Origin of the sequence: Acinetobacter sp. CIP 51.11, from assembly GCF_000369665.1 — a bacterium.
Lineage (GTDB): Bacteria > Pseudomonadota > Gammaproteobacteria > Pseudomonadales > Moraxellaceae > Acinetobacter > Acinetobacter lwoffii_S.
In genome coordinates this window covers 299,272-320,973 of sequence record NZ_KB850129.1, presented here as the reverse complement: position 1 = coordinate 320,973, position 21,702 = coordinate 299,272, and the positions used below count along the sequence as shown (strand labels likewise).

General features: G+C 40.7%; 22 protein-coding genes. 12 read left to right on the top strand and 10 right to left on the bottom strand.

Features of this window, described 5'->3' with window-relative positions; all coding sequences use genetic code 11:
• Positions 1 to 148: 148 nt before the first annotated feature.
• The gene (gene ilvA / locus F894_RS05300; RefSeq protein WP_005246542.1) at positions 149 to 1,687 is read right to left on the bottom strand and encodes a threonine ammonia-lyase, biosynthetic; all 1,539 of its coding nucleotides are present in this window, start codon (positions 1,685 to 1,687) and stop codon (positions 149 to 151) included.
• Between the two features lie 104 nt (positions 1,688 to 1,791).
• Between ilvA and rpiA the strand changes: the two genes are divergently transcribed.
• From rpiA to F894_RS05265, 7 genes are all read left to right on the top strand, one after another.
• On the top strand, positions 1,792 to 2,463 hold the full coding sequence (rpiA, locus tag F894_RS05295; RefSeq protein ID WP_004279784.1) for a ribose-5-phosphate isomerase RpiA: 672 nt from the start codon (positions 1,792 to 1,794) through the stop codon (positions 2,461 to 2,463).
• 141 nt (positions 2,464 to 2,604) lie between these two features.
• Entirely contained in the window at positions 2,605 to 3,285 is a 681-nt protein-coding gene (locus F894_RS05290; protein ID WP_005246540.1) for a M48 family metallopeptidase, read from the top strand.
• 183 nt (positions 3,286 to 3,468) lie between these two features.
• On the top strand, positions 3,469 to 4,524 hold the full coding sequence (argC, locus tag F894_RS05285; RefSeq protein ID WP_171065027.1) for an N-acetyl-gamma-glutamyl-phosphate reductase: 1,056 nt from the start codon (positions 3,469 to 3,471) through the stop codon (positions 4,522 to 4,524).
• Between the two features lie 77 nt (positions 4,525 to 4,601).
• A complete protein-coding gene (locus F894_RS05280; RefSeq protein ID WP_004279781.1) occupies positions 4,602 to 5,351 on the top strand; it encodes a DUF6776 family protein in 750 nt (249 codons plus the stop codon).
• 18 nt (positions 5,352 to 5,369) lie between these two features.
• A complete protein-coding gene (gene clpS / locus F894_RS05275; RefSeq protein ID WP_004279780.1) occupies positions 5,370 to 5,783 on the top strand; it encodes an ATP-dependent Clp protease adapter ClpS in 414 nt (137 codons plus the stop codon).
• 9 nt (positions 5,784 to 5,792) lie between these two features.
• Positions 5,793 to 8,069 (top strand): ATP-dependent Clp protease ATP-binding subunit ClpA, encoded by a 2,277-nt coding sequence (gene clpA / locus F894_RS05270; protein WP_005246535.1) that lies wholly within the window; start codon positions 5,793 to 5,795, stop codon positions 8,067 to 8,069.
• Positions 8,070 to 8,160: 91 nt separating this feature from the next.
• Complete coding sequence (locus F894_RS05265) at positions 8,161 to 8,514, top strand: YnfA family protein (protein WP_005246534.1); 354 nt, start codon at positions 8,161 to 8,163, stop codon at positions 8,512 to 8,514.
• A gap of 101 nt (positions 8,515 to 8,615) precedes the next feature.
• Here the strand turns inward: F894_RS05265 and F894_RS05260 are convergent, their stop codons facing one another.
• The 3 genes from F894_RS05260 to F894_RS05250 all read right to left on the bottom strand — a co-directional run bounded on the left by F894_RS05260 (position 8,616) and on the right by F894_RS05250 (position 10,875).
• Positions 8,616 to 9,089, bottom strand: a complete 474-nt coding sequence (locus tag F894_RS05260) for a hypothetical protein (protein WP_005246533.1) — start codon at positions 9,087 to 9,089, stop codon at positions 8,616 to 8,618.
• 104 nt (positions 9,090 to 9,193) lie between these two features.
• On the bottom strand, positions 9,194 to 10,114 hold the full coding sequence (argF, locus tag F894_RS05255; protein ID WP_005246532.1) for an ornithine carbamoyltransferase: 921 nt from the start codon (positions 10,112 to 10,114) through the stop codon (positions 9,194 to 9,196).
• 113 nt (positions 10,115 to 10,227) lie between these two features.
• Complete coding sequence (locus tag F894_RS05250) at positions 10,228 to 10,875, bottom strand: TetR/AcrR family transcriptional regulator (RefSeq protein WP_004646788.1); 648 nt, start codon at positions 10,873 to 10,875, stop codon at positions 10,228 to 10,230.
• A 224-nt stretch (positions 10,876 to 11,099) separates the two neighbouring features.
• Between F894_RS05250 and prpB the strand changes: the two genes are divergently transcribed.
• Positions 11,100 to 11,984, top strand: a complete 885-nt coding sequence (gene prpB, locus F894_RS05245) for a methylisocitrate lyase (protein ID WP_005246531.1) — start codon at positions 11,100 to 11,102, stop codon at positions 11,982 to 11,984.
• 4 nt (positions 11,985 to 11,988) lie between these two features.
• A complete protein-coding gene (prpC, locus tag F894_RS05240) occupies positions 11,989 to 13,128 on the top strand; it encodes a bifunctional 2-methylcitrate synthase/citrate synthase (protein ID WP_005246530.1) in 1,140 nt (379 codons plus the stop codon).
• Positions 13,129 to 13,193: 65 nt separating this feature from the next.
• Here the strand turns inward: prpC and F894_RS05235 are convergent, their stop codons facing one another.
• Positions 13,194 to 13,814, bottom strand: a complete 621-nt coding sequence (locus F894_RS05235) for a hypothetical protein (RefSeq protein ID WP_005246529.1) — start codon at positions 13,812 to 13,814, stop codon at positions 13,194 to 13,196.
• Positions 13,815 to 13,916: 102 nt separating this feature from the next.
• Positions 13,917 to 14,393, bottom strand: a complete 477-nt coding sequence (locus F894_RS05230) for a CinA family protein (protein WP_005246521.1) — start codon at positions 14,391 to 14,393, stop codon at positions 13,917 to 13,919.
• Between the two features lie 253 nt (positions 14,394 to 14,646).
• Here F894_RS05230 and F894_RS05225 point away from each other — a divergent pair, with 253 nt between their 5' ends.
• Both F894_RS05225 and F894_RS05220 read left to right on the top strand, forming a co-directional pair.
• Positions 14,647 to 14,877 carry a hypothetical protein gene (locus tag F894_RS05225; RefSeq protein WP_004280185.1) on the top strand — a complete coding sequence of 77 codons (231 nt, stop codon included), beginning with the start codon at positions 14,647 to 14,649 and terminating at the stop codon, positions 14,875 to 14,877.
• A 622-nt stretch (positions 14,878 to 15,499) separates the two neighbouring features.
• Positions 15,500 to 15,766, top strand: coding sequence for a hypothetical protein (locus F894_RS05220; protein ID WP_004280186.1), 267 nt, complete (start codon positions 15,500 to 15,502; stop codon positions 15,764 to 15,766).
• 105 nt (positions 15,767 to 15,871) lie between these two features.
• Here F894_RS05220 and F894_RS05215 read toward each other — a convergent pair whose 3' ends face one another.
• On the bottom strand, positions 15,872 to 16,213 hold the full coding sequence (locus F894_RS05215; RefSeq protein ID WP_004646794.1) for a hypothetical protein: 342 nt from the start codon (positions 16,211 to 16,213) through the stop codon (positions 15,872 to 15,874).
• A gap of 1,602 nt (positions 16,214 to 17,815) precedes the next feature.
• On the opposite strand from F894_RS05215, the gene F894_RS15150 reads away from it, so the two are divergent.
• A complete protein-coding gene (locus tag F894_RS15150; RefSeq protein WP_005107128.1) occupies positions 17,816 to 17,956 on the top strand; it encodes a hypothetical protein in 141 nt (46 codons plus the stop codon).
• Between the two features lie 41 nt (positions 17,957 to 17,997).
• Here F894_RS15150 and F894_RS05210 read toward each other — a convergent pair whose 3' ends face one another.
• From F894_RS05210 to F894_RS05200, 3 genes are all read right to left on the bottom strand, one after another.
• Complete coding sequence (locus tag F894_RS05210; RefSeq protein WP_005246511.1) at positions 17,998 to 18,633, bottom strand: SOS response-associated peptidase; 636 nt, start codon at positions 18,631 to 18,633, stop codon at positions 17,998 to 18,000.
• A 226-nt stretch (positions 18,634 to 18,859) separates the two neighbouring features.
• Positions 18,860 to 20,074 (bottom strand): alpha/beta hydrolase family protein, encoded by a 1,215-nt coding sequence (locus F894_RS05205; RefSeq protein WP_416201976.1) that lies wholly within the window; start codon positions 20,072 to 20,074, stop codon positions 18,860 to 18,862.
• A 159-nt stretch (positions 20,075 to 20,233) separates the two neighbouring features.
• The gene (locus F894_RS05200) at positions 20,234 to 21,370 is read right to left on the bottom strand and encodes a catalase family protein (protein WP_005246508.1); all 1,137 of its coding nucleotides are present in this window, start codon (positions 21,368 to 21,370) and stop codon (positions 20,234 to 20,236) included.
• Positions 21,371 to 21,702: the final 332 nt, after the last annotated feature.

Here is a 21,702-nt window from a genome sequence, read left to right as displayed (position 1 = left end):
CTTTTTATTTCAAATCAGTTCGTGTCTAAGTAAGTATCTTAAAGATTTTTATAGTTTTCAGCTATCTGGCCTTACATAAATACTTCATACATTTTTTTTAGCCGGACATAAAAAAACCGCCTCGAAAGGCGGTTTATGTTTGAGAGAATTACTTCAAGAAACGTTGATAACCCAGATTATTGGTAATTTCCTGATATGGATAGGTAATGGTTTCGAGAGTTTCGATCAAACCGTCCGGATTTTGTTGTGCATCGGTCGCTTCAAGACCCACCAGAACACGTCCTTCAGCAGCGCCGTGGTTACGGTAGTGGAACAGGGTAATGTTATGGGTCGGGCCCAGACGTTCCAGGAACATCAGTAAAGCGCCAGGACGCTCCGGGAATTCCACTCGGAACAGGCGTTCATTTTCAATATCGGCATGACCACCGATCAGGTAACGGATATGCAGTTTGGCCACTTCGTCATCAGACAGATCATCAACGTCATACTGGAACTTTAAGGTTTCATAAATTTCTTGACGTTCTTTCTCGCCATTTTTTAGACTAATACCGACAAATACCTGTGCAGCAGAAGCATCGCTGGCACGGTAGTTAAATTCAGTAATATTACGACCTTGCAAGGCACGGCAGAAGCTCAGGAATGAACCTTTCTGTTCTGGAATGGTCACGGCAAAAATCGCTTCTTTGCGTTCACCCAGTTCGGTACGTTCAGCAATATAACGTAAACGGTCGAAGTTCATGTTGGCGCCGCAGACAATCGACACCATGTTTTTCCCTTCGATGCCATGTTCAGCTACGTACTTTTTGATGCCGGCCAGTGCCATTGCACCAGATGGTTCGACAATGCTACGGCATTCGTCATAAGTGTCTTTAATCGCTGCACAGACTTCATCCGTATTCACCAGCACCACATTCGGTTCCACGATCGGGCCTGAATTGTCCGGTTTTTGCAGACGAATCACCTCAAAAGGTTTTTCCCCAATCTGGGCTACCGCTGTACCATCAGCAAACAAGCCCACAGATGGGAGAATCACACGTTCATTTGATTCTAAAGCAGCTTTTAAACAGGCAGATTCGTCGTATTCCACTGGAATGACTTTAACGTGGGGTGCGACATCACCTAAATACGCTGCAACACCTGCGATCAGGCCACCACCGCCAACTGCGACAAACACGTAATCCACATCGCGCCATTGGCGAAGAATTTCATTGGCAATGGTGCCTTGGCCAGCAATCACCAGTTCATCATCATAAGGCGGAATGAAAGTCATCCCATCTTCCTGGGCACGTTGAATCGCATATTTATTGGCAACATCAAATGAATCACCATGCAAAACCACTTCGCCACCCAGACGTTTAACCGCCTGTACCTTGATATCAGGTGTGGTTTTAGGCATCACAATAATCGCGCGAATACCCAGCTTTTTCCCTGAGAGTGCCACGCCCTGTGCATGGTTGCCCGCTGAAGCAGTAATAACGCCACGTTCCATTTGTGATTTCGGTAGTTGACTAATACGGTTATAGGCACCGCGTAGTTTGAATGAAAAAACCGGTTGTAAATCTTCACGTTTAAAGCGGATGTTATTATTGAGTCGTTCGCTAATTCGTGGCGCTGCTTCGAGTGGAGTTTCGATTGCAACATCGTAGACCGTTGCTTGTAAAATTTGTCGAACCAAACGAGACAGCATGTTAATTTTCCATCTAACAGTTTAAAATAGGGGCTTATTGTAACAAACCACACGGCTTTGCGGTTTAAAAAAGCTGCAAAAGTCCAAAATAGTTGAGTGAAGCCATGAGTCTATATGCAACCCAAGATGAGAAAAAACAAGCAGCAGCTAAAGCCGCTTTAAAACACTTGCCAAAAGGGGGCATTTTAGGCGTAGGTACAGGCAGTACTGTAAACTTTTTAATTGACTTATTACCTGAGCTGCAATTGGAAGCTGCGGTAGCCAGTTCAGAAGCAACTGCACAGCGCTTAAAAAAGCTCGGTATTGAAGTAGTGGATATGAACTCTGTCAGTGGTTTAGATGCCTATGTCGATGGCGCAGACGAAATTGATCGTCATATGCATATGATCAAAGGTGGCGGCGCAGCATTGACACGTGAAAAAATTGTTGCCTCTATTGCGAAAAAATTTGTGTGTATCGTGGATGATTCAAAATGGGTTGGACAATTGGGTCGTGAGTTTCCGCTTCCTGTAGAAGTGATTCCAATGGCACGTTCTGCGGTTGCGCGTAAAATTGTATCTTTGGGTGGCGATCCTGCTTATCGTGAAGGTGTGGTAACTGACAACGGTAACGTGATTCTAGACGTGTACAACCTGAATATTCTAAATGCGCTTGAACTGGAAAAAACCTTAAACGATATTCCGGGCGTGGTGTGTAACGGGATCTTTGCGATTAATAAAGCAGATATCGCCATTGTCGCGACGGATAACGGAATTGAAGAGCGTACTGCGGTTTAATTAAACTTTCTAGAAAAAATCCCTCTAAATCTCCCTGAGCGAAGTTTTAAAACACTGCTTTAAAAACAAGTGCAAGAAGGGAGACTTTTAAAAGCCCCTCTTTGAAAAAAAAGGGGTTTGGGGAGATTAAAAAAAACTATAATGACCTTATCCGACCTACCCGAAATTCAAATCACCCGAAATGTCCGTTCAACACGGTTACGTTTGCGTGTCGATGCGACCCAGATTCGCCTCACAGCCCCGGTTTTTTGCAGCAAAAAACAGATACGGCATTTTATTGAACAATCTGAAAGTTGGTTGATTAAAACCTGGCAATCCCAGCAAGAAAAAATCGAAAATATTGACCGGACGCTACCGAGTGAGCTGCGGTTATTCAATCTAAAAGCGCCTGTGCAAATTTCTTATCAAAGCCAGAAGAACAACTTCATTTTTGATCATGAAGATCTACAGCTTTGGATCAGTGACCGACATCCTGAAGAATATTTAAAAGCTTTCGTGATTGCCTACGCAAAAGAACAGCTTCCTTCATATTTAAATCTCGTCTCACAGCAATGTCATCTGCCTTTTAAAAACTGCAACATTCGACAGCCTAAAACCCGGTGGGGCAGTTGTTCGGCCAAGCATGACATTATGTTGAACAGTGCGCTGGTATTATTTCCTGAACAAGTCACGCGTTATGTCGCTGTCCATGAACTGGTACATACAAAGCATTTTGATCATAGTCCACGGTTTTGGGCAGAAGTTGCCAAGCATGATCAGCATTTCCAGCAGCATCGTAAAACGTTAAAAAATACGCCGTTGCCATATTGGTGGGGTGCCTGAAACCATAATTAATAGGTTAGGATTGTTTTATTAAAATAGCCTAAGCAAATTAAAAGTTTCATGATCAAAATCGGACTTATCCTACTGATCAATTAAAAAACCAGCAAACCCCAGTGAAATGGTTTAGAAAACCTCAACTTCCTGTCATACTAGGCTGTATAAAGGAAACATTTATTTGAGGTAATCATCGTGATTTCAGTGGGTATTGTGGGTGGTACGGGTTATACAGGCGTTGAACTTTTGCGTCTTTTGCTACGACATCCAGATGTAAATGTAACAGCACTGACATCACGTACTGAAGCAGGCCGTCGTGTAGATGATATGTTCCCGAGCTTGCGTGGGCATACCGATCTTAAATTTTCCGATTTAAGTCTGGATTTATTAAAATCATGCGATGTGGTGTTCTTTGCAACGCCGCATGGTGTCGCAATGAAACATGCCGAAGAGCTGGTTGCTGCAAATACCAAAGTGATCGACCTGGCTGCCGATTTCCGTTTACAAGATCTTGAACAGTTTGAAAAATGGTATGGCATGCAACATGCATGTCCAGAACTGTTAAAAAATTCTGTTTATGGTTTATCTGAGCTAAATCGTGAAGAGATTAAAAAAGCGAATGTCATTGGAAATCCAGGTTGTTATCCAACCACAGTTCAGTTGGGTCTGGCGCCAGTTTTAAAAGCGGCTGAAGTATTGGTGAAACCTGAAAGCATTATTATTGATGCCAAATCGGGTGTATCAGGTGCCGGACGTAAAGCCAGTCTGGGCATGATTTATTCTGAAAATGCCGATAACTTTAAGGCCTATGGTGTAGCAGGTCATCGTCATCACCCTGAAATTGTCGAAGCACTGGAAAATATTTCAGGTCAAAAAAATGTGTTTGATCATATTTTATTTGTACCGCATTTGGTGCCAATGATCCGTGGTATGTTGTCGACCATCTATATCGATTTAACTGAAGCAGGGCAAACGTCAGATTTACAAGCGCTATATGAGCAGTTCTATGCAAATGAAGCATTTGTCGATGTCATGCCGGCGGGTAGTTCACCTGAAACGCGTTCAGTGCGTGGAGCAAATCAGTTACGTATTGCCTTGTATAAGCCACAGCCAACGAAACTGGTTGTACTGGTTGCACAAGACAATCTGGTAAAAGGCGCAGCAGGTCAGGCTGTGCAAAACATGAACCTGATGTTTGGTTTTGCTGAAGATGCTGGCTTAAATAATATTGGTTTATTACCATAAAAAACGTATTAGAACTTCACACACATTTAGATTTGCATTTAAATGTGTGTCTTGATTAAAGCAAACAAGAGATCAAAATGCCGAATAACGAGTCAAATACGACGCTTCCTCAGGAACCCGGTACTAAGAAACCATTCATGAAAGGCAATACGCCCTTAGCCATTGGTGCGGCTGTATTGATCTTAAGCAGTGGCGTACTCGGATATACCGTAGGACATCGTCAGGGTTTGACTGCGGCGGGTTATGATGCGGATGCAGAGCAACTGGTCGATGTGGTACAGACTCAGAAAGCCAGTCTGGAAACACTGAACAAGACGCTGAATACTGCGGTTCAGGAGCGTGATCTGGCGGTCAGCAATGCCAATGATCTGTATCTGGCCATGACCAAGGCACGTGATGAACAGGTGCAGGCCGAAAGTGTGGGAACCATTTATCGCGAAATTTTGCGTCAGCGTGGTGGTTTGGCATTGGCGGTTCAAAACCTGTCGATTAAACCATTACCCGAAAATGCCTTTGAATACCAGATTGATCTGGTTCAGGTCAGTCCAGGCAAAAGTCGTGCTTCAGGTAGTGTGGAACTGCGCCTGATTAAAGGTACGGAAATTCTGGTGGTGCCACTGGAAGATAAAAACTTTAATTTTGAAAATTATGAGCGACTCACTGGCCGCTGGACCATGCCGAAAGGCTTTAAACCAGAATTTATTGAAGTGCGTCTTACTGGTGCCAAGCCTGTGATTCGTCGTTTTAGTTGGGAACAGGGCAAAGCAGTCGAAAATCAGTCTGCCACCTTGTCAGAAATTCCGAAAACCGAAGCAAATGCAAATTAAGTGTGAAATATAAATCTTATGCCAAGCAATAAACGTCAAATGTGTTTAAGTGATATTAAAAATTCTTTTAATGAGTCTGGAATCGTTGATTGGCATATCAGCCCACGTTTAGCAAATGAACCCTCTGAAGACGGTGATTCTGACTTAGCTGTACAGACTGCACCGCCAGAACTGAAACGTCCACCGTTGTATGCGGTTGTTTTATTAAATGACGACTATACGCCGATGGAGTTTGTAATTGAAATTTTACAACAATACTTTGCAATGAATCTTGACCAAGCTACACAAGTAATGCTAACTGTACATTATGAAGGAAAGGGTGTAGCTGGGGTTTATCCTCGAGACATTGCGGAGACCAAAGCGAACCAAGTCAATAATTATGCTCGATCACAAGGTCATCCGTTACTTTGCCAAATAGAGCCTAAAGATTAAGGGGGTTACATGCTCAGTCGTCAATTAGAAGTATCACTACGTTTGGCTGTCAGCATGGCTCGTCAAAAGAGACATGAGTTCCTGACCGTAGAACATTTATTGTTAGCCTTGCTCGACAATGATTCAGCCGTGAATGCTCTCAAAGCATGTGGTGCGGACATCATCGTGTTGCGTAAGGAATTAGAAGAGTACGTAGAACAACATACCCCTAAACTTGGTGAAAATAGTGATCAGGCACCACACCCGACAGAAAGCTTCGACCGGATCTTGCAACGCGCGATTTTTCACGTGCAGTCAAGCGGCGGCGATCGTACTGTAGAAGGTGCTGATATTCTGGTTGCCATGTATTCTGAGCGTGACTCATTTGCAGTCTATCTGCTGAAACGTCATCAAATTAACCGTCTGACCCTGACTCAGTACCTGTCTCATGGTACCCGTAAAGAAGATGTACAGTCTGAAGAAGAAATCGAAGATCTAGATGGCGAATCAGCATCTTCAGCAAGTTCAGGTCCACTTGAACTTTATACCACTAACCTGAATGTTGAAGCACAAAAAGGTAAGACCGATCCACTGATTGGTCGTGAAAAAGAAATCGAGCGTGCCGCGCAAATTCTTTGCCGCCGTCGTAAAAATAACCCACTCCTTGTCGGTGATCCAGGTGTCGGTAAAACCTCGATTGCTGAAGGGCTGGCTTGGTTAATTGTCAATGGTAAAGCGCCAAAACCACTGGAAAATGCTGAAATTTTCAGTCTGGACATTGGTGCTTTGGTGGCAGGAACCAAATACCGTGGCGACTTTGAAAAACGCTTGAAACAGCTTTTAAATGCGTTGAAAAAGAAACCTGAAGCAGTGCTGTTTATTGATGAAATTCACATGATTATTGGTGCAGGCTCGAGTATGGGCAGTACCATGGATGCATCGAATCTGATCAAACCGGCGCTGGCAAATGGTTCTTTACGCTGCATCGGGTCAACCACTTTCCAGGAATACCGTCAGGTCTTTGAGAAAGATCATGCTTTATCGCGTCGTTTCCAGAAAATTGATGTGAATGAGCCATCTATTTCTGAAACTATTGATATCCTACGTGGTCTGAAATCGAAGTTTGAAGATTTCCATCATGTGGAATATGAAGATCAAGCCTTAGTGTCTGCGGTAGAACTTTCTGCGAAATTTATCAACGACCGTTTCTTGCCAGATAAGGCGATTGATGTCATTGATGAAGCCGGTGCTCAGCGCCGTCTCAAAGCAGAACAAGATGACAGTTTAATCACCGTAGAAAATATTGAAGACATCGTTTCTAAAATTGCGCGTATTCCTCCGAAAACTGTCTCTAAAGATGACAAGAGTGTGCTGGAAAATCTTGAGCGTGATTTAAAACGTGTGGTCTTTGGTCAGGATGAAGCGATTGAGGCCTTGGCTTCTGCAATTAAACTGTCACGTGCCGGTTTGAAGTCTCCAGATAAGCCTGTAGGTAGTTTTGTCTTTGCGGGTCCTACAGGTGTTGGTAAAACCGAAGTGACCAAGCAGCTCGCGAAACAGATGGGTGTGGAACTGGTTCGTTTTGATATGTCGGAATACATGGAACGTCATGCAGTGTCACGTTTGATCGGTGCACCTCCGGGCTATGTCGGTTTTGATCAGGGTGGCTTGCTCACCGATGCGATTCACAAAAATCCGCATTGTGTGCTGTTGCTAGACGAGATCGAAAAAGCGCATCCAGATGTGTTTAACCTCTTATTGCAGATTATGGATCATGGTTCATTGACTGATAATAACGGGCGTAAATCTGATTTCCGTAACGTGGTCTTGGTACTCACCACCAATATTGGTGCTGAAAGTATTTCACGTGTCAGCATTGGTTTTATGGAACAGGACAATAGTAACGATAATCAGGAAGCGATGAAGAAAGCCTTCTCGCCGGAATTCCGTAACCGTCTCGACGGCGTGATTCAGTTCAAGGCATTGCCAAGCAGCATTATTGAAAATGTCGTGGATAAATTCCTGACTGAACTTCAAGCACAACTGGATGACAAAAAAGTCATGCTGGAAGTGGATCAGAGTGCACGTGAATGGATGTCAGAACATGGCTATGACCGTTTAATGGGCGCACGTCCAATGCAACGTCTGATTCAGGAACACCTGAAAAAACCGCTGGCTGAGATGATCCTGTTTGGTGAACTGGCTGAAAATGGCGGCAATGTTGCAGTATCGGTGAAAAAAGAAAATGGTAAAGCGGTTGGCTTAAAACTTGAGGTTTTTGAAGATCAGACTGCTGAACCAGCCTAATTAAAAAGAAGGATCAAACCCGTGCTTGCACGGGTTTTTTCATGCACTCATATTTTAAATTATCAAATTTATATCATTTAAAAGATAAATTATGGATATTCAAGTTACCAAGCTGTTCACGACATTTTTACTGTTTTTAGTCACGGCATTGATGGAAATTTTAGGCTGTTATTTTCCCTACCTGATTTTAAATCAGGGGAGAAGCCACTGGTTATGGATTCCGACAACTCTAGCTTTGGCGGCTTTTGTCTGGCTGTTAACCTTGCATCCAGCTGCTTCAGGACGAATCTATGCCGCTTATGGCGGTATCTATATTTTTTCAGCGCTAATGTGGTTGCGCTTCGTTGATCAAGTGACTCTATCGCGTTGGGATCTGCTTGGTGGCATGGTGGTGATACTGGGTGCGTTGATTATTATTTTGCAGCCGCAGGGTCTGGTGCGTTAGCAGGATATAACAACAAACCTTATCAAAAAGGTAGCCACGGCTACCTTTTGTTTTCAGGATTCTTGAATCCTGAATCGAAATAAATGTTTTATGGGTTTAGATTATTTTAATTTGCAATCTTTCTGGGAAATATCAGTTTTATAGGTTTGTGTCTGCGAGTTCAGGCTGAGTTCAACCTTGTATGGGTTCTCAATCTGATAGCGATGCTCGAAGAAAATTTCACAATTAGTGAGCAGATTATTACGAATGACTTTCATCACTTCTTTGCGTCCTAGGTCTTTTTCAAACTGGCTAAAATCGGGCGTGATGATCATGCCTTTTAGTGTGGTTTTATTAGCGCTCAACTGCAATTGTTCAATAATCGTATTTTGATCAATCTGCAATGGTAAAGTTCTAGAATCCTCTGCACTGAGCACTGCGAGTAATTCATTCAGCTCAGCTTTTTTCTGAATTTTAAATTTGCTGTCAATAATATTTTTTTCTTGAAGATATTGGTCAAATTCAGAAGCATGCACCGGTAAGGCGACACTGCTAAAACCTGTCAAGAGTGCCAAAATCCAATATTTTTTTTGCATTGTATAAAATCACTTTTTATTCCATTTCAACAATGATTATAAGAGCTGAGACAAAAAAAGCACCAGAGATTGGTGCTTAATTTGTGAAGATTCATCTTAAAAAATTAGTCTTTTTTCAGATTTTCATTAATCAGGAATTCAACCAAAGCTTTTTGCACGTGCAAGCGATTTTCCGCTTCATCCCAAACCACAGCATTTTTATGGTCAAGCAGATTTTCTGAAATCTCTTCACCACGATGTGCAGGCAAGCAGTGCATAAACAAGCAATCCGGATGTGCAAGATCCATCAGACGTTCATTTACCTGATAATCTGCAAAGGCTTTTTCACGGATCTTCTGTTCTTCTTCTTGGCCCATGCTTGCCCAAACGTCAGTCACTATCAGATCAGCATTCACCGCTGCATCTTCAGCAGAAGGAACCAGTTCCACACAATGCGCAAATTCAGACAGGAATTTTTCTTGTGGCTCATAGCCTTTTGGCGCTGCAATTTTCAGATTAAAGCCCCACATATGTGCAGCTTCAATATAAGAGTTACACATATTGTTGCCATCACCAATCCAGGCAACAGTTTTACCTTCGATTGAGCCACGTTGCTCTACATAGGTCTGCATGTCAGCAAGTAACTGGCAAGGGTGGTGGTCATCAGTCAACGCATTAATCACTGGAACTTTTGAATAAGATGCAAAACGCTCCACGATATCATGACCGAAAGTACGGATCATCACGATATCCAGCATGCTTGAAATCACACGTGCAGAATCTTCAATCGGTTCACCACGACCTAACTGGGTATCGCGTGAAGACAGGAAAATCGCGCTACCACCAAATTGGCTCATGCCAGCTTCAAACGAAACACGCGTACGGGTACTCGATTTCTCAAAAATCATGCCCATCACTTTACCAACAAATGGTTGGAACACTTCATTGTTATGCTGTTTGCGCTTAAGCTCAATTGCGCGTTGCAAAATCTGGTTAAGTTCTAAAGTTGATAAATCGCGTAAGGTGAGAAAGTGACGGAGAGCCATTCGTTACTCCACAATAATTGCCGAAAAACTCGATCAACAATCAGTTGTTGGTTAGTTTAAGAAAAAATACGGAATCGGCTAATATACTATAAGCAATGAAAAATGCAAAAAAACTAGACTTTTTGATGACCGTCTAAAAAGCGATCCACACAATAACTGATGTATTTGTCGATTTCCTGATCATCTTCCTGTACCGGAATTCCCATCAGAATACGCCATTCCAGATTGCGCAAAATACCAAAATACAGCTGTGCAGAATATTGCGGATTTTCGCAATGCAGTAAACCTTGCGCATCTGCCTGTTCTAAAGCCGTGGCAATGGCACTTTGCACATGCACCGGGCCTCGCTCATGAATATGTTGAGCAAGTTCCGGATTGCGCTGACTTTGTTCCAGCACCAGACGCATAAAGGCCGAGTTTTCAGGTTGCATAATCTGGTGATAAAAATTGAGCAACGTGTGTACTAAATAACTACGAAAATCCAGTGCCATCAGTTCGATCGGAATACTGATATCTTCAAAAAACTTGATACGACGATAATCGCAAATAGCTTTAAACAAGCCTTCTTTATTGCCAAAGTATTTATAGATCGAAGCTTTGGAGCCTCCGGCATGCTGGACGATATCATCCAGAGACACAGCATCATAACCCCGTTCCAGAAACAGCTCGGTTGCACTGATCAGCAGCGCAATACAACGCTCATGACCACGTTTGGTCTGTGGCAGATCTTTGGCGAGCGGTTCTAGGGCGAGGTCTTGCATAGGAGATAGTACATCAACATGTCAATAGAGATTGAAACGCCATCATAGCAAATATATGCACATATTTCATAATTGCGCCAGATAAGTGCGCTATTTTAGGTAAAGCAAAACTTAAAAATTTGACTAAAGTTTTAGAGTATTTGTTCTATCAGGTTATGGAATGAGCAAGCCAAATGAGTATACTCGAATTTCAATAATTATAGCCAAGACTGTGGAAAAGGAAGATGACAGAACAAATGTCTGCAGGTTTAAGATTTAGACAAGCGCTTGAAGTCGAGAAACCATTGCAAATTATGGGCACGGTAAATGCCTATGCTGCCATGATGGCCAAACAGGTCGGTTATAAAGCCATTTATTTATCAGGTGCGGGTGTCGCGAATTATTCTTATGGTTTGCCTGATCTGGGCATGACCAGCCTGGATAATGTTCTTGAAGATGTACGCCGCATTACCGAGCGTGTCGATACCCCTTTATTGGTCGATATTGATACCGGATGGGGCGGTGCATTAAATATTGCCCGCACGATCAAGCAGATGATTGCAGCAGGAGCCGCTGCAGTTCATATTGAAGATCAGGTTGCACAGAAACGTTGTGGTCACCGTCCAAATAAAGAAATCGTATCGCAACAGGAAATGATCGATCGTATCAAAGCGGCTGTGGATGCGAAAACCGATTCAAACTTTGTGGTAATGGCGCGTACTGATGCGCTGCAAAAAGAAGGCCTGCAAGCCGTGATTGACCGTGCTTGTGCGTGCGTTGAAGCGGGCGCAGATGCAATCTTTGCTGAGGCGATGACCGATATTACCATGTACCGTACAGTATGTGATGCAGTTGGTGTGCCCGTCTTGGCGAATATTACCGAATTTGGTGATACGCCGTATTATACGGTAGATGAACTGGCCGAGCAGGGTATTGGCATGGTGCTGTATCCATTATCAGCGACGCGTGCTATGCAGAAGGCAGCGCTTGAGGTGATGCGGTCGGTACGTGAACACGGCACTCAGGTAAATGTTCTGGATCTCATGCAACAACGAAAAGAACTCTACGAATTTTTAGATTATCACAGCTTCGAAGACACATTAGATAAACTGTTTAAACAGGAGAATTAAAAAAATGGCTGAAGGAAAAGTACTCACCGGCGCAGGATTGCGCGGACAAGTGGCAGGTAAAACCTCACTTTCAACAGTAGGGAAAAGTGGCGCAGGCCTGACCTATCGCGGCTATGACGTGCAGGATCTGGCGGAACATTGCCAGTTTGAAGAAGTCGCTTATCTGATTTTCTTTGGCGAATTGCCGACAGCAGAGCAATTGGCCGCCTATAAAGCTAAACTGAAATCATTACGCACTTTACCCCAGGCGTTAAAAGAAGTGCTTGAGCGTATTCCTGCCGATTCACACCCAATGGATGTGATGCGTACTGGTGTTTCCATGCTGGGAAATCTTGAAACTGAGCAGTCTTTTGAGCAGCAACAGGATATCGCAGACCGTATTTTGGCAACTTTGCCGGCAATCATTTGTTACTGGTATCGTTATAGCCATGACGGCGTGCGTATTGAAGAAAATACTGACGATGCTTCAATTGGTGCACAGTTCCTGCATCTTCTGCATGGTGAAAAACCAAATGAGCTACATGAACAGGTAATGAATGTTTCCTTGATTCTGTATGCAGAGCATGAATTCAATGCTTCGACTTTTACCGCTCGTGTGTGTGCATCAACGCTGTCCGATATGCATTCCTGTATTACCGGCGCAATTGGTTCCTTGCGTGGCCCTTTACATGGCGGTGCCAATGAAGCTGCAATGGACATGATCGAAAACTGGACGTCGCCTGAAGAAGCTGAACGTGAAATGCTGGGTATGCTGGAACGTAAAGAAAAAATCATGGGCTTCGGGCATGCGATCTATAAGGACAATGATCCGCGTAATGGCATCATCAAAGTCTGGTCTGAACGTTTAGCCAAAGATGTCGGTGACACGGTACTGTATCCAGTCTCAGTGCGCTGCGAAGAAGTGATGTGGCGTGAGAAGAAATTATTCTGTAATGCGGATTTCTTCCATGCATCTGCTTATCACTTCATGGGTATTCCAACCAAGCTGTTTACCCCAATCTTTGTTATGTCACGTGTGACAGGCTGGTCAGCGCATGTGATGGAACAACGTGCAGACAACCGTATTATCCGTCCAAGCGCAGACTATACCGGGCCAGAGTTGCGTAAAGTAGTGCCAATCGCTGAACGTTCTACAGCGGCTTGATCCGTAAATGTCCTAGAATAAAAATAAGGTCTCAATTGAGACCTTATTTTTTTTAGTGAATTCTGTTATCGACTTAACAGTGCCGGATCTTCAATGCTATAACCTGTTTCAAAAGGAATACCCAGATACTTTACTATTACCAGGGTTTTATTCTGTTTCGGAACTTTATAGGCCTGGCTAATTTTCAAGCCTTGCTGATAACTGACTGCTTGCTGAACCGGACTTTTTTGTAAGCTGGATTTTACTTGATATTGATAGGTCCATTTTGGCACTTTTTCCTGAGGATCATGCCAGGCAGGCGCGCTACCTTTTTTTGTCTTTAACACCTTAAGCTGTAGTTTTGATTTTTGAATTGGATTTAATGGAACTAAACGTTTTTTGATTTTGGCAATGTTCTGATCAAACTTGCGACTGTCTTGATCATAATCGATGCGCTTGGTTTTAGGATTGATATATAAGGAATTGACCTGAACCAGTTGATTTGGTTTTTGGGATTTAAAATTATAATAATACAGTTGAGGCAAGCGTCCACGACCATCAAGATAATGACGCATGATATAAAGCTTCTGTTCTTTGACTTCATAGCCTAGAACTTCAATATTTTGTGGGCCGCCTACAGTAGCGAAAGCCAGACTGGGCAAGCTCAGAGGGAGCAGAAGCAGTGCGGTTTTAATATTCATGGTCATTCCACCCTCAAAAAAATAGATTGGCATTTGATCATGCCAATCTATCTTAAAATACGGTAGAAATAATGAAGCTTATTCAGGCTACATAGTAACTTTGAAAGCTTAGCTGTTATTCAACAGATTGATCATGTCATGTGCAACCACAGCTGACAGTTTATTCAGGCGTTCAAGTGGCGAGCCTTTGAGATAATACTGGAACTGATGGATTTGCGTGCCGTCATTAATGGCCACAAAAAATGTTCCTTCCGGTTTCTCTGGTGTCGCGCTACCACCTGGTTTAAGTAACCCTGTACAGGCGATAATCCAGTCAGCATCACGGAACATTTTTTTACCTGCTTCCGCCAGAGCAACTGTTACCGGCATAGATTCCGCAGTATGACTATTGATCAGATTCTTGGAAATGCCCAATACTGAAATCTTGACACTTACATCGTAACAGATCAAACCACCAATCAGAATTTCGGCACCTTCTCCTTTACAAATGGAGAACTGGCTACTGAGATATCCAGAACTTGCGCTTTCGATAAAGGCAATTTTTATTTTTTTCTCTTCGAGTAAGCCGCAACAGGTTTTTATCATAGTCTCTATATTTTCTTTGTGGGAGTGATTTTAGATCAATTTAGACAGATTTTTTCTGTCGATCAACTCCAAGTATATTTATATTTTTATGAAAGTTAAAATTTTTTTTCATAGATTAGTGTAATTTCATGTTGATCTGATCGCAAAATCTGAGTGGTTAAAGCTTGGGCTATTTTCAAAAATAGAGGTTTCTTCTCAGGCGGAACAGTGGTAAAAATAAAAATAAAGTGCTTAGTGAAAGTAGGGTGTTGGAATGAAAACCACAGTAAAATATGTAGTCTTAAAAAGTCTTGACTATCAATTAGGTACACCATTATTTCAGGAAGAAATTGACGCTGATGGTCAATATTTTGATCAGATACCAAGCACGATTTCTTATCAGAATTTGCAGTTCAAAGTAAAAAGCAAAGAGCTTAAACGTTTGCATCTGGCCGAAGAGCAGGAAGATACTCAAACGATTATCGTCAAAGTGGTCAATATCTAATAAAAACTGAATGTAATAAGCCTCTTTTAAAGAGGCTTATTCATTATAAATAGATTAATAAATATAATTAAAAACAATGATTTTACCTAAGTTAATACCAGATTAATAGCTAAAAATATTTAACTTAAAGTCAAGATAAATTCGATACAGCTTAAGTGTTATTGGTGAGGTCATGTTAAGTATCGTATTTCCTCACAGTTAAGAATATTCAAAAAGAATGGGATCTTTAATATTTTATTTAATCTTTTAAAAATATAGAAGATTTAGATTGATTTTTATATATTTATAAATATCAATAGCATAGTTATTAAGTGGTTCTGTTTAATAACGCTTTTTAAATTTTATTAAAAATTTTCCTATATATGAAGTAGGACTTAAGTTATTCCTTTTATTGGATAATAAATTTTTGACCTATAAAGTCTTTCATTATGTTTCTGTTGCATTATATCAGGTAATTTATGTTGCGCATTAATCTCCACTTCAAGTACTTATCTTACTATTTTTTACATTGAATTAATCTGTAACAGGTTAAAGGTTGGCGAAATCTGAAAAATGCGTAGAGTAGATATTAAGTCGAAACCTATCGGCTTTTAATTTAAAGCAAATAGTAAGGAATACCACCATGGCTAATAATCAACAGCAAGACCAACAGAAACAGCAACAACAGCAACAGCAACAGCAAAATCAAGATCAGCAGCGTCAACAAAACAACCAGCAAAACCCAAATCAGCAACAAAATAACCAGCAACAACAACAGCCGCAGGGTGGTCAACACAACCAGCAACAGCGCGACCAGCAGCAACAAAACCAGCAAGGCCAACAGCAACAACAGCCACAGCAAAACAGTAACCAGCAACAACAACGTTCACGTAATCAACAAGATCAGTGAAAGCCACAGCGTTAATCTTTTTTAAGATATATGCTCTTCATAAAAAAACCGCCTGATTCAGGCGGTTTTTTTTATATTTCATTGCACGATTAGACTAAGTATTTATTAACACTGAATGTTGGCTTTTAGCTTGTAGAAATTCAAGGCATTGTCTAGGTCGGTGAGCAACTCTTTTTCTGTATATTCCTTGGGTGCAAGTTTTAGCAAGGCAGGCATATAGTTATTTTTATATTCTTTAGGATATTGTTCACACAGGATACGTGTTCTTTCTTCCAGACTAATTGTTGAAGAGTCAAGTTTGTCCAGATAAGCACTCAGTTGATTATCTGATTGTTCAAACTGCACTTTAATGTTTGCATCAGCTTCTGCTGCACTCTCTGCTTGCTGTTTTTGGCAGCCGCTTATTGCCAGACTCATCAATAAAGTAATTAGTATGCGATTTTTCATGCTGCCAAAATATTGTTATTGCTCATATGAAAAATTATAGAGAGAAATGACTAAAAAGAAAGCAGGGATCTATAAACTTTATGAGACATTGAACATTCATAACATCCGATATTGACTGAAATAAGGAATTTTCTCCTACAAATCTGAATTAACCTATTCTCATTTATAGGTTTAGCAATTCTTTTTGGGTTTTGGTTATTTAATCGTCTTATTTGCCCATTAAAAAGATTTTTGGATAAATTACAGTCATTTAATTAACAAAAGTAATGGTTTTTTCATATTTTGAAACATTGCATCTATATATCCTACACAGATTGGCTGCATGGCTAGTGATATCTTGGCGTCATTCTAAGAACTTAATGAAAATAATTAAAAATCAGCACATTATAGGGCCTGTTTAATTTAGGAGAGTTAAACAGGCTTTTTCTTTTCCGTCTTAAATCTGGTTTTTTCTTTGCTGATTGTATTTTTTGCTCACTCTCTTTCACATAAGTTTTCATACACAACATAAAGCCTGAAAATTCCCTCAGGAGAGATACATGAATAGATGTTATTTATATATCTCTTTTCACGAAAAGACAGGACAAAGCTATGATGAGATGTATATGCGCATTTGGCATGGGCGTGATGGTCGGCTGTTGTTTTAAATCTTGCAAAGAGAAAATGTGTCAGATGATGAGCAGCAAGCATTGTAAAAGTGATCATTGTAAAAAGGATCAGACGACTCAAGCTGAAGAGCCTGTACGAACTTAGTCCAAAAGCTTCAATTTTACTGAAGGGCTAAGAGAGCTGAGTACTGAAGTTGTTCTAGATCGCTGATCCAATCATTTTGTATTGAGTCATTCTATATTTAAAGCAATAAGGCTTGATCCTGAATCGAGCCTTTTACACTCAGGAGAAAAACATGATGCAATTTATATTTTGTTTATTTGGTCTTCATGGTGCGACTGAAATTAACTACACTTGTAACCATGATGAGGTCAAACAGTGTCGTGATTGCTTGAAAAATATTGAATAATTTGCCAAATCATTAGACATCTTAATGAAGATCAATCCCCGTTCAATCATCAGTTGGCGGGGTTTTTCTTTACTGATAAAATTTTTGGATCTAAACATAATTTCTCACAAGGAATACTTTATAAGAAAAATATTTCAATAGGATTACGTTTTGATAAATTCTTAGCTGCTTAGAACTGGAATACAATAAAATTTATGCGTGTGATCACCCATGCTCGAATTCTTGAAGCAATTCAAAAGAGGCCACAGGCTGAAACTGCATTAGCTGGTGGGGATTGACTGATTAAGGCCAAGCATCCTAAAGGTTTTACTGAAATGAAAAGACTTTTTCCGGCAGTGGATAAGCTTAGAAAATTTCATGTATTCGATATCGGCTCGCACGCGAATTCATATTCTTTGCTGTACCATCTACGATCAGGCTGAACAGCTTATTTGCTCAGATGGACTTCAGGAATTGTGAAATGTAAAAGAGCACTTGAAGGAAAGTTTGTCTTTTAAAAAAACTGAATGTGCAACATAAATAACATTGATGTTTAGCAGCAGATGTCATATTTATCTCTTAATAGATATATGAAGGAGATACATATGACAAATAAGCCAGAGCAAGAATCAAATCCGCATAAAGAATCAAATGATGACAAGGGTAATCAGGCATCTTATAAGCATGTCAAACCAGAGAAGAAACCCAATGCAGAACCGGAAAATCCATTGAGAGAGCAAAAATAGCTTTTTCATATGGACGAAGCCCTAACTTGGTTTAGGGCTTTTTAATTTCCCGATAAACCTTGATCTCTAGGCTTTGCAATAAATTCATCTTTCATTTCAAAGAAAAATTCATGGGCTTGTTCATGATCGCAGTGCAACCAGTCATGTCGTGATTCTTCCGGAATCACAATAATCGAGCGTTTTTCGTCATTCGGGTCATGAAACTGTTTCATAAAGGGATGTTGATCTGAATTTATGGTCAGCATCGAAAATGATCTGATTTTCTCACCATCAATGTGTGCGTCATCATAAATCGCCGCCACGGTAAAAGGATTGCCATCTTCACGTGAAATGCCAAACCAGTGCGATTTACCGTCTATATATTTAGGTTCATAGAATGTATCGACCGGTACTAAAGCAAACTGGTTGTTTTTCCAGGCATGTCGAAAACTCGGTTTGGATGCCACTGTTTCAGTCCGTGCATTATAGGTATGCCGGCCATATTTCAATTCTTTCGCCCAGGCTGGAATCAGTCCGAAACGTGCGATATCCAGCTCAAACTCATCAGCACCGCGCATAATGATTGGGGCTGGCGCTAAAGGATAAACATGCGGTTTCATGCCCAGTTCGAGTTGCTCTTCATGAATATCTAATAAGGAAAGACGTTTTTTTGAGGGAAATTCATAGTTCGAGCACATAAATAACCTCTTTCATTCTAATTATTATTTGCTAAAGAATTAAAGTATAAAAATGATGGGCTCAAAACAATTCGAAATCGTAAGTATAGTTTTAACAGAAAGTAAGAATACGGATTAATATTAGTTTATCCTCTTTATAGAATAGTGCTCCTTTAAAGGACTATTCTATAAATATGAAGATTAAAATATTTGAGTTTTTAATGATTAAATACAAAAGCTCACCGGGTTATTTTGTAGGGCAGGTGTTCAAAGCTTTCCCTTGTTCAACTGAATGGATAAAGTTTCCAATTAGAAATTCACTCTGTCTTAAGGAATCACGATGATCTCCATTTTTGACGAGATGGAAGACGATAGATTTTTGCTTTGTACATACCTGCTGGTAGTAAGCATAAGTACCACGATAATCGACCAGTTGATCTTTCTCACCTTGTACCAGCAGAACTGGCACAGTCGGTTTCATATTCTCAATAGACTGTTCTTTTAAATAATTGGTCAAAGGTGCCAGATTTACATTTGATTTAAAGACAGTCTTAGGTGCTTGTTTTAGGTCAGATTGTAATTCTGACAAACAGCGACTGCGTGCATGATTAAGAATTTCTCCCATTTCTGGGCTCACTAAATTTGCTGGAGCAAGCAGCGGATCTGCAGCCTCTGCTCCTAAAAGCACAATTGGAAAAAATGCGGCGACATCAGTCGTGATTTGCGAATTGCTGGCAACATATTCAGCGATTCCTTCATATTGGTAGCCGCCCGGTGCTAGTGCAATTGCCCCGCGAAGATTAAATTCAGGTGCATCTTTTTGACCGGCCGCAGCAATTTTAAGAGATGCTGCACCTCCTTGACTATGACCCATAACATACCAATTTTTACTAAAGCTATAAGGCTTTAAATGGTGGATCGCTCGTACAGCATCCACGACAGTATGCAACTGACTTCGCGCATTCATATAAGGATGACCGCCCGGAGTGCCTAAGCCTTGATAATCAGGTGCAATGACTGCATAGCCGCGAGCGAGCCAGGCATTCAGTGCTTTAGCAGCGATTTGCTGATAGACATGGACTGGCCCACCCACATAATCGCCAGAGGGTGCACATGTACCAGCAACGCCAGTTGTACCATGCGCCCAAGCCAGAACAGGCCATCCATCTTTAGGGACTTTGCCTTTAGGTAACAGGATATAGCCTGAAGTGACGATGGGCTCGGATTTTGTGCCACGACTGCGATAATTAATTAAGAAACGTTGTGAGGCATTCGTAAACAGATCAGTATCTTGTTCTTGTATAGATAATATTGTACCCGGTATTTTTTCCGAAATATGAGATGCTTGGATTTTGCTGTTATCGGGAAGTGGAGGAGAGGCTATTGCATATGTTGAACCTAAACATAAACAGCTCATGATCAATTTAATAATAGGAGGTTTAATTTTCATCACTGAAACCATTTTCCTTTTTATAATGTCATTTTTAATGTAACAGCTTTATTTATGTTTCTAAATTAACTCTGCACAAAGTTTGTAAATTAAAGCTTTTAAGTTAAGGCGAATGAGCAGTACAACAGGTTATTTTAGTTTAGCTAATAACTTCATATAAGCACTTATATTTTAATGTGGTTCTGATCTGTGAGTAGAATTCATATCATGTCTAACCTCACTAATACGATCATAAATCACTTTTCGCATTCGGTTTATTACTCCCAGAGGTTTGTGCTCCGGTAGTGTATGCCATGGTGTAAAGGAAAGGTTTTCACAAAACTTGTTTTGTTCAGGTGTATCAAAAACTTGCTGAGGAATGCGGATAGTTGCGACCTTGTAAAAAGGCGCCTCACTTTCTTGCCATTCAGTCATGGAATCTTCGACTGACATGGTGTTTGATGTTCTAGGCTGTATCAGAAACTCCATACATGCTTCACTTTTTTGCAAATGTTTGCGCAATTTTTCTCTTAGAAAATTATGATGGGGAGCATGTGGAAGAGGATCTATCACTGTCGAACATGCTTGAGCTGAATACTTTACAGCTTGACGATCAGTGCCTATTCCTAATTGATAGGGCACCATAGACCAATATCTAGTTTGCAAAGGATTAGAAATTTTATTTCTCGTATTTAAGGCAATCCAGGTTCCTTTAGCTCCTAATGCAAAAGGAATATGCAGTTTATTAAAAAATCTATCGCTATTTATATCTTGCATAAATGACATATATCGAACTGGATCATTCACAAAAAAGACAGGATGATTGATCATAATGAAATCTTGAGTAGAGGTTTCATCATCTAAAAGCTTTTCTCCCGGTACTCCTAAAAGTTTTATCGCCATGCCACGGGCATCTTTTTTAATATCTGCTTGTTGGGCATCTTTAGAACCATTAGAGAAACGAATCCAGGCTTGATATGTTTTTCCAGGAAGAAAAACACCTTGAGCCAAGTTTTTAGGAAGAGCTTCATCTACTTTGAATTCTGCGCGTACACAACCGTGTGCTTTGGGATGGGCATCACGTAGCGCGATACCTGTGGAATATTCTTTCCGAATCGATATCTCAATTATATCTGCGATTTTTTCAGTTATATTTGCTTCATCAGGATAAAGACTTTCACTTAAATGATGATCTATATTGGGATGAATATTATCTTTTGAAGAGTTAGATGCTATAGGGGAAGCGTTAGCATATGCCGCACTACAAATACTTATTGCCATTAAAGAGAAAACTAGACCCGAGCATATAGGTCTTATAAAGTTAGGCATTGATTTTCTCCTTGCTATAAAGCTAGAGTTAGTTTTAATTTTTTAGCCTATGAACTGAAAATTCTTTGGACATACTTTAGCCATAAAACAATAATAATGTCTGTGTAATTATTGATCTTCAGATTTTAAGTCCATCCAATTCCTTCCTAAAACTGTTTCCACTCTTTGTCGTGTGCTCAATATAGAAGACGATTTATGTTCTTACTTTAATTTAACTCAACACAGAGTTTTTTACTTTAGCAAAATTTATCCATAAACTTATGAAAATTTATTTTTAGACTAATGCGAGATGCTCGTAGCAAAATCAAGAGTCGTCGAATACAGTGCTATAG

Coding starts and splice junctions, on each gene's coding strand:
- ilvA (WP_005246542.1), bottom strand. CDS start 1,687: ATGCTGTCTCGTTTGGTTCGACAAATTTTACAAGCAACGGTCTACGAT.
- rpiA (WP_004279784.1), top strand. CDS start 1,792: ATGAGTCTATATGCAACCCAAGATGAGAAAAAACAAGCAGCAGCTAAA.
- F894_RS05290 (WP_005246540.1), top strand. CDS start 2,605: ATGACCTTATCCGACCTACCCGAAATTCAAATCACCCGAAATGTCCGT.
- F894_RS05280 (WP_004279781.1), top strand. CDS start 4,602: ATGCCGAATAACGAGTCAAATACGACGCTTCCTCAGGAACCCGGTACT.
- clpS (WP_004279780.1), top strand. CDS start 5,370: ATGCCAAGCAATAAACGTCAAATGTGTTTAAGTGATATTAAAAATTCT.
- clpA (WP_005246535.1), top strand. CDS start 5,793: ATGCTCAGTCGTCAATTAGAAGTATCACTACGTTTGGCTGTCAGCATG.
- F894_RS05265 (WP_005246534.1), top strand. CDS start 8,161: ATGGATATTCAAGTTACCAAGCTGTTCACGACATTTTTACTGTTTTTA.
- F894_RS05260 (WP_005246533.1), bottom strand. CDS start 9,089: ATGCAAAAAAAATATTGGATTTTGGCACTCTTGACAGGTTTTAGCAGT.
- argF (WP_005246532.1), bottom strand. CDS start 10,114: ATGGCTCTCCGTCACTTTCTCACCTTACGCGATTTATCAACTTTAGAA.
- F894_RS05250 (WP_004646788.1), bottom strand. CDS start 10,875: ATGCAAGACCTCGCCCTAGAACCGCTCGCCAAAGATCTGCCACAGACC.
- prpB (WP_005246531.1), top strand. CDS start 11,100: ATGACAGAACAAATGTCTGCAGGTTTAAGATTTAGACAAGCGCTTGAA.
- prpC (WP_005246530.1), top strand. CDS start 11,989: ATGGCTGAAGGAAAAGTACTCACCGGCGCAGGATTGCGCGGACAAGTG.
- F894_RS05235 (WP_005246529.1), bottom strand. CDS start 13,814: ATGACCATGAATATTAAAACCGCACTGCTTCTGCTCCCTCTGAGCTTG.
- F894_RS05230 (WP_005246521.1), bottom strand. CDS start 14,393: ATGATAAAAACCTGTTGCGGCTTACTCGAAGAGAAAAAAATAAAAATT.
- F894_RS05225 (WP_004280185.1), top strand. CDS start 14,647: ATGAAAACCACAGTAAAATATGTAGTCTTAAAAAGTCTTGACTATCAA.
- F894_RS05220 (WP_004280186.1), top strand. CDS start 15,500: ATGGCTAATAATCAACAGCAAGACCAACAGAAACAGCAACAACAGCAA.
- F894_RS05215 (WP_004646794.1), bottom strand. CDS start 16,213: ATGAAAAATCGCATACTAATTACTTTATTGATGAGTCTGGCAATAAGC.
- F894_RS15150 (WP_005107128.1), top strand. CDS start 17,816: ATGACAAATAAGCCAGAGCAAGAATCAAATCCGCATAAAGAATCAAAT.
- F894_RS05210 (WP_005246511.1), bottom strand. CDS start 18,633: ATGTGCTCGAACTATGAATTTCCCTCAAAAAAACGTCTTTCCTTATTA.
- F894_RS05205 (WP_416201976.1), bottom strand. CDS start 20,074: ATGGTTTCAGTGATGAAAATTAAACCTCCTATTATTAAATTGATCATG.
- F894_RS05200 (WP_005246508.1), bottom strand. CDS start 21,370: ATGCCTAACTTTATAAGACCTATATGCTCGGGTCTAGTTTTCTCTTTA.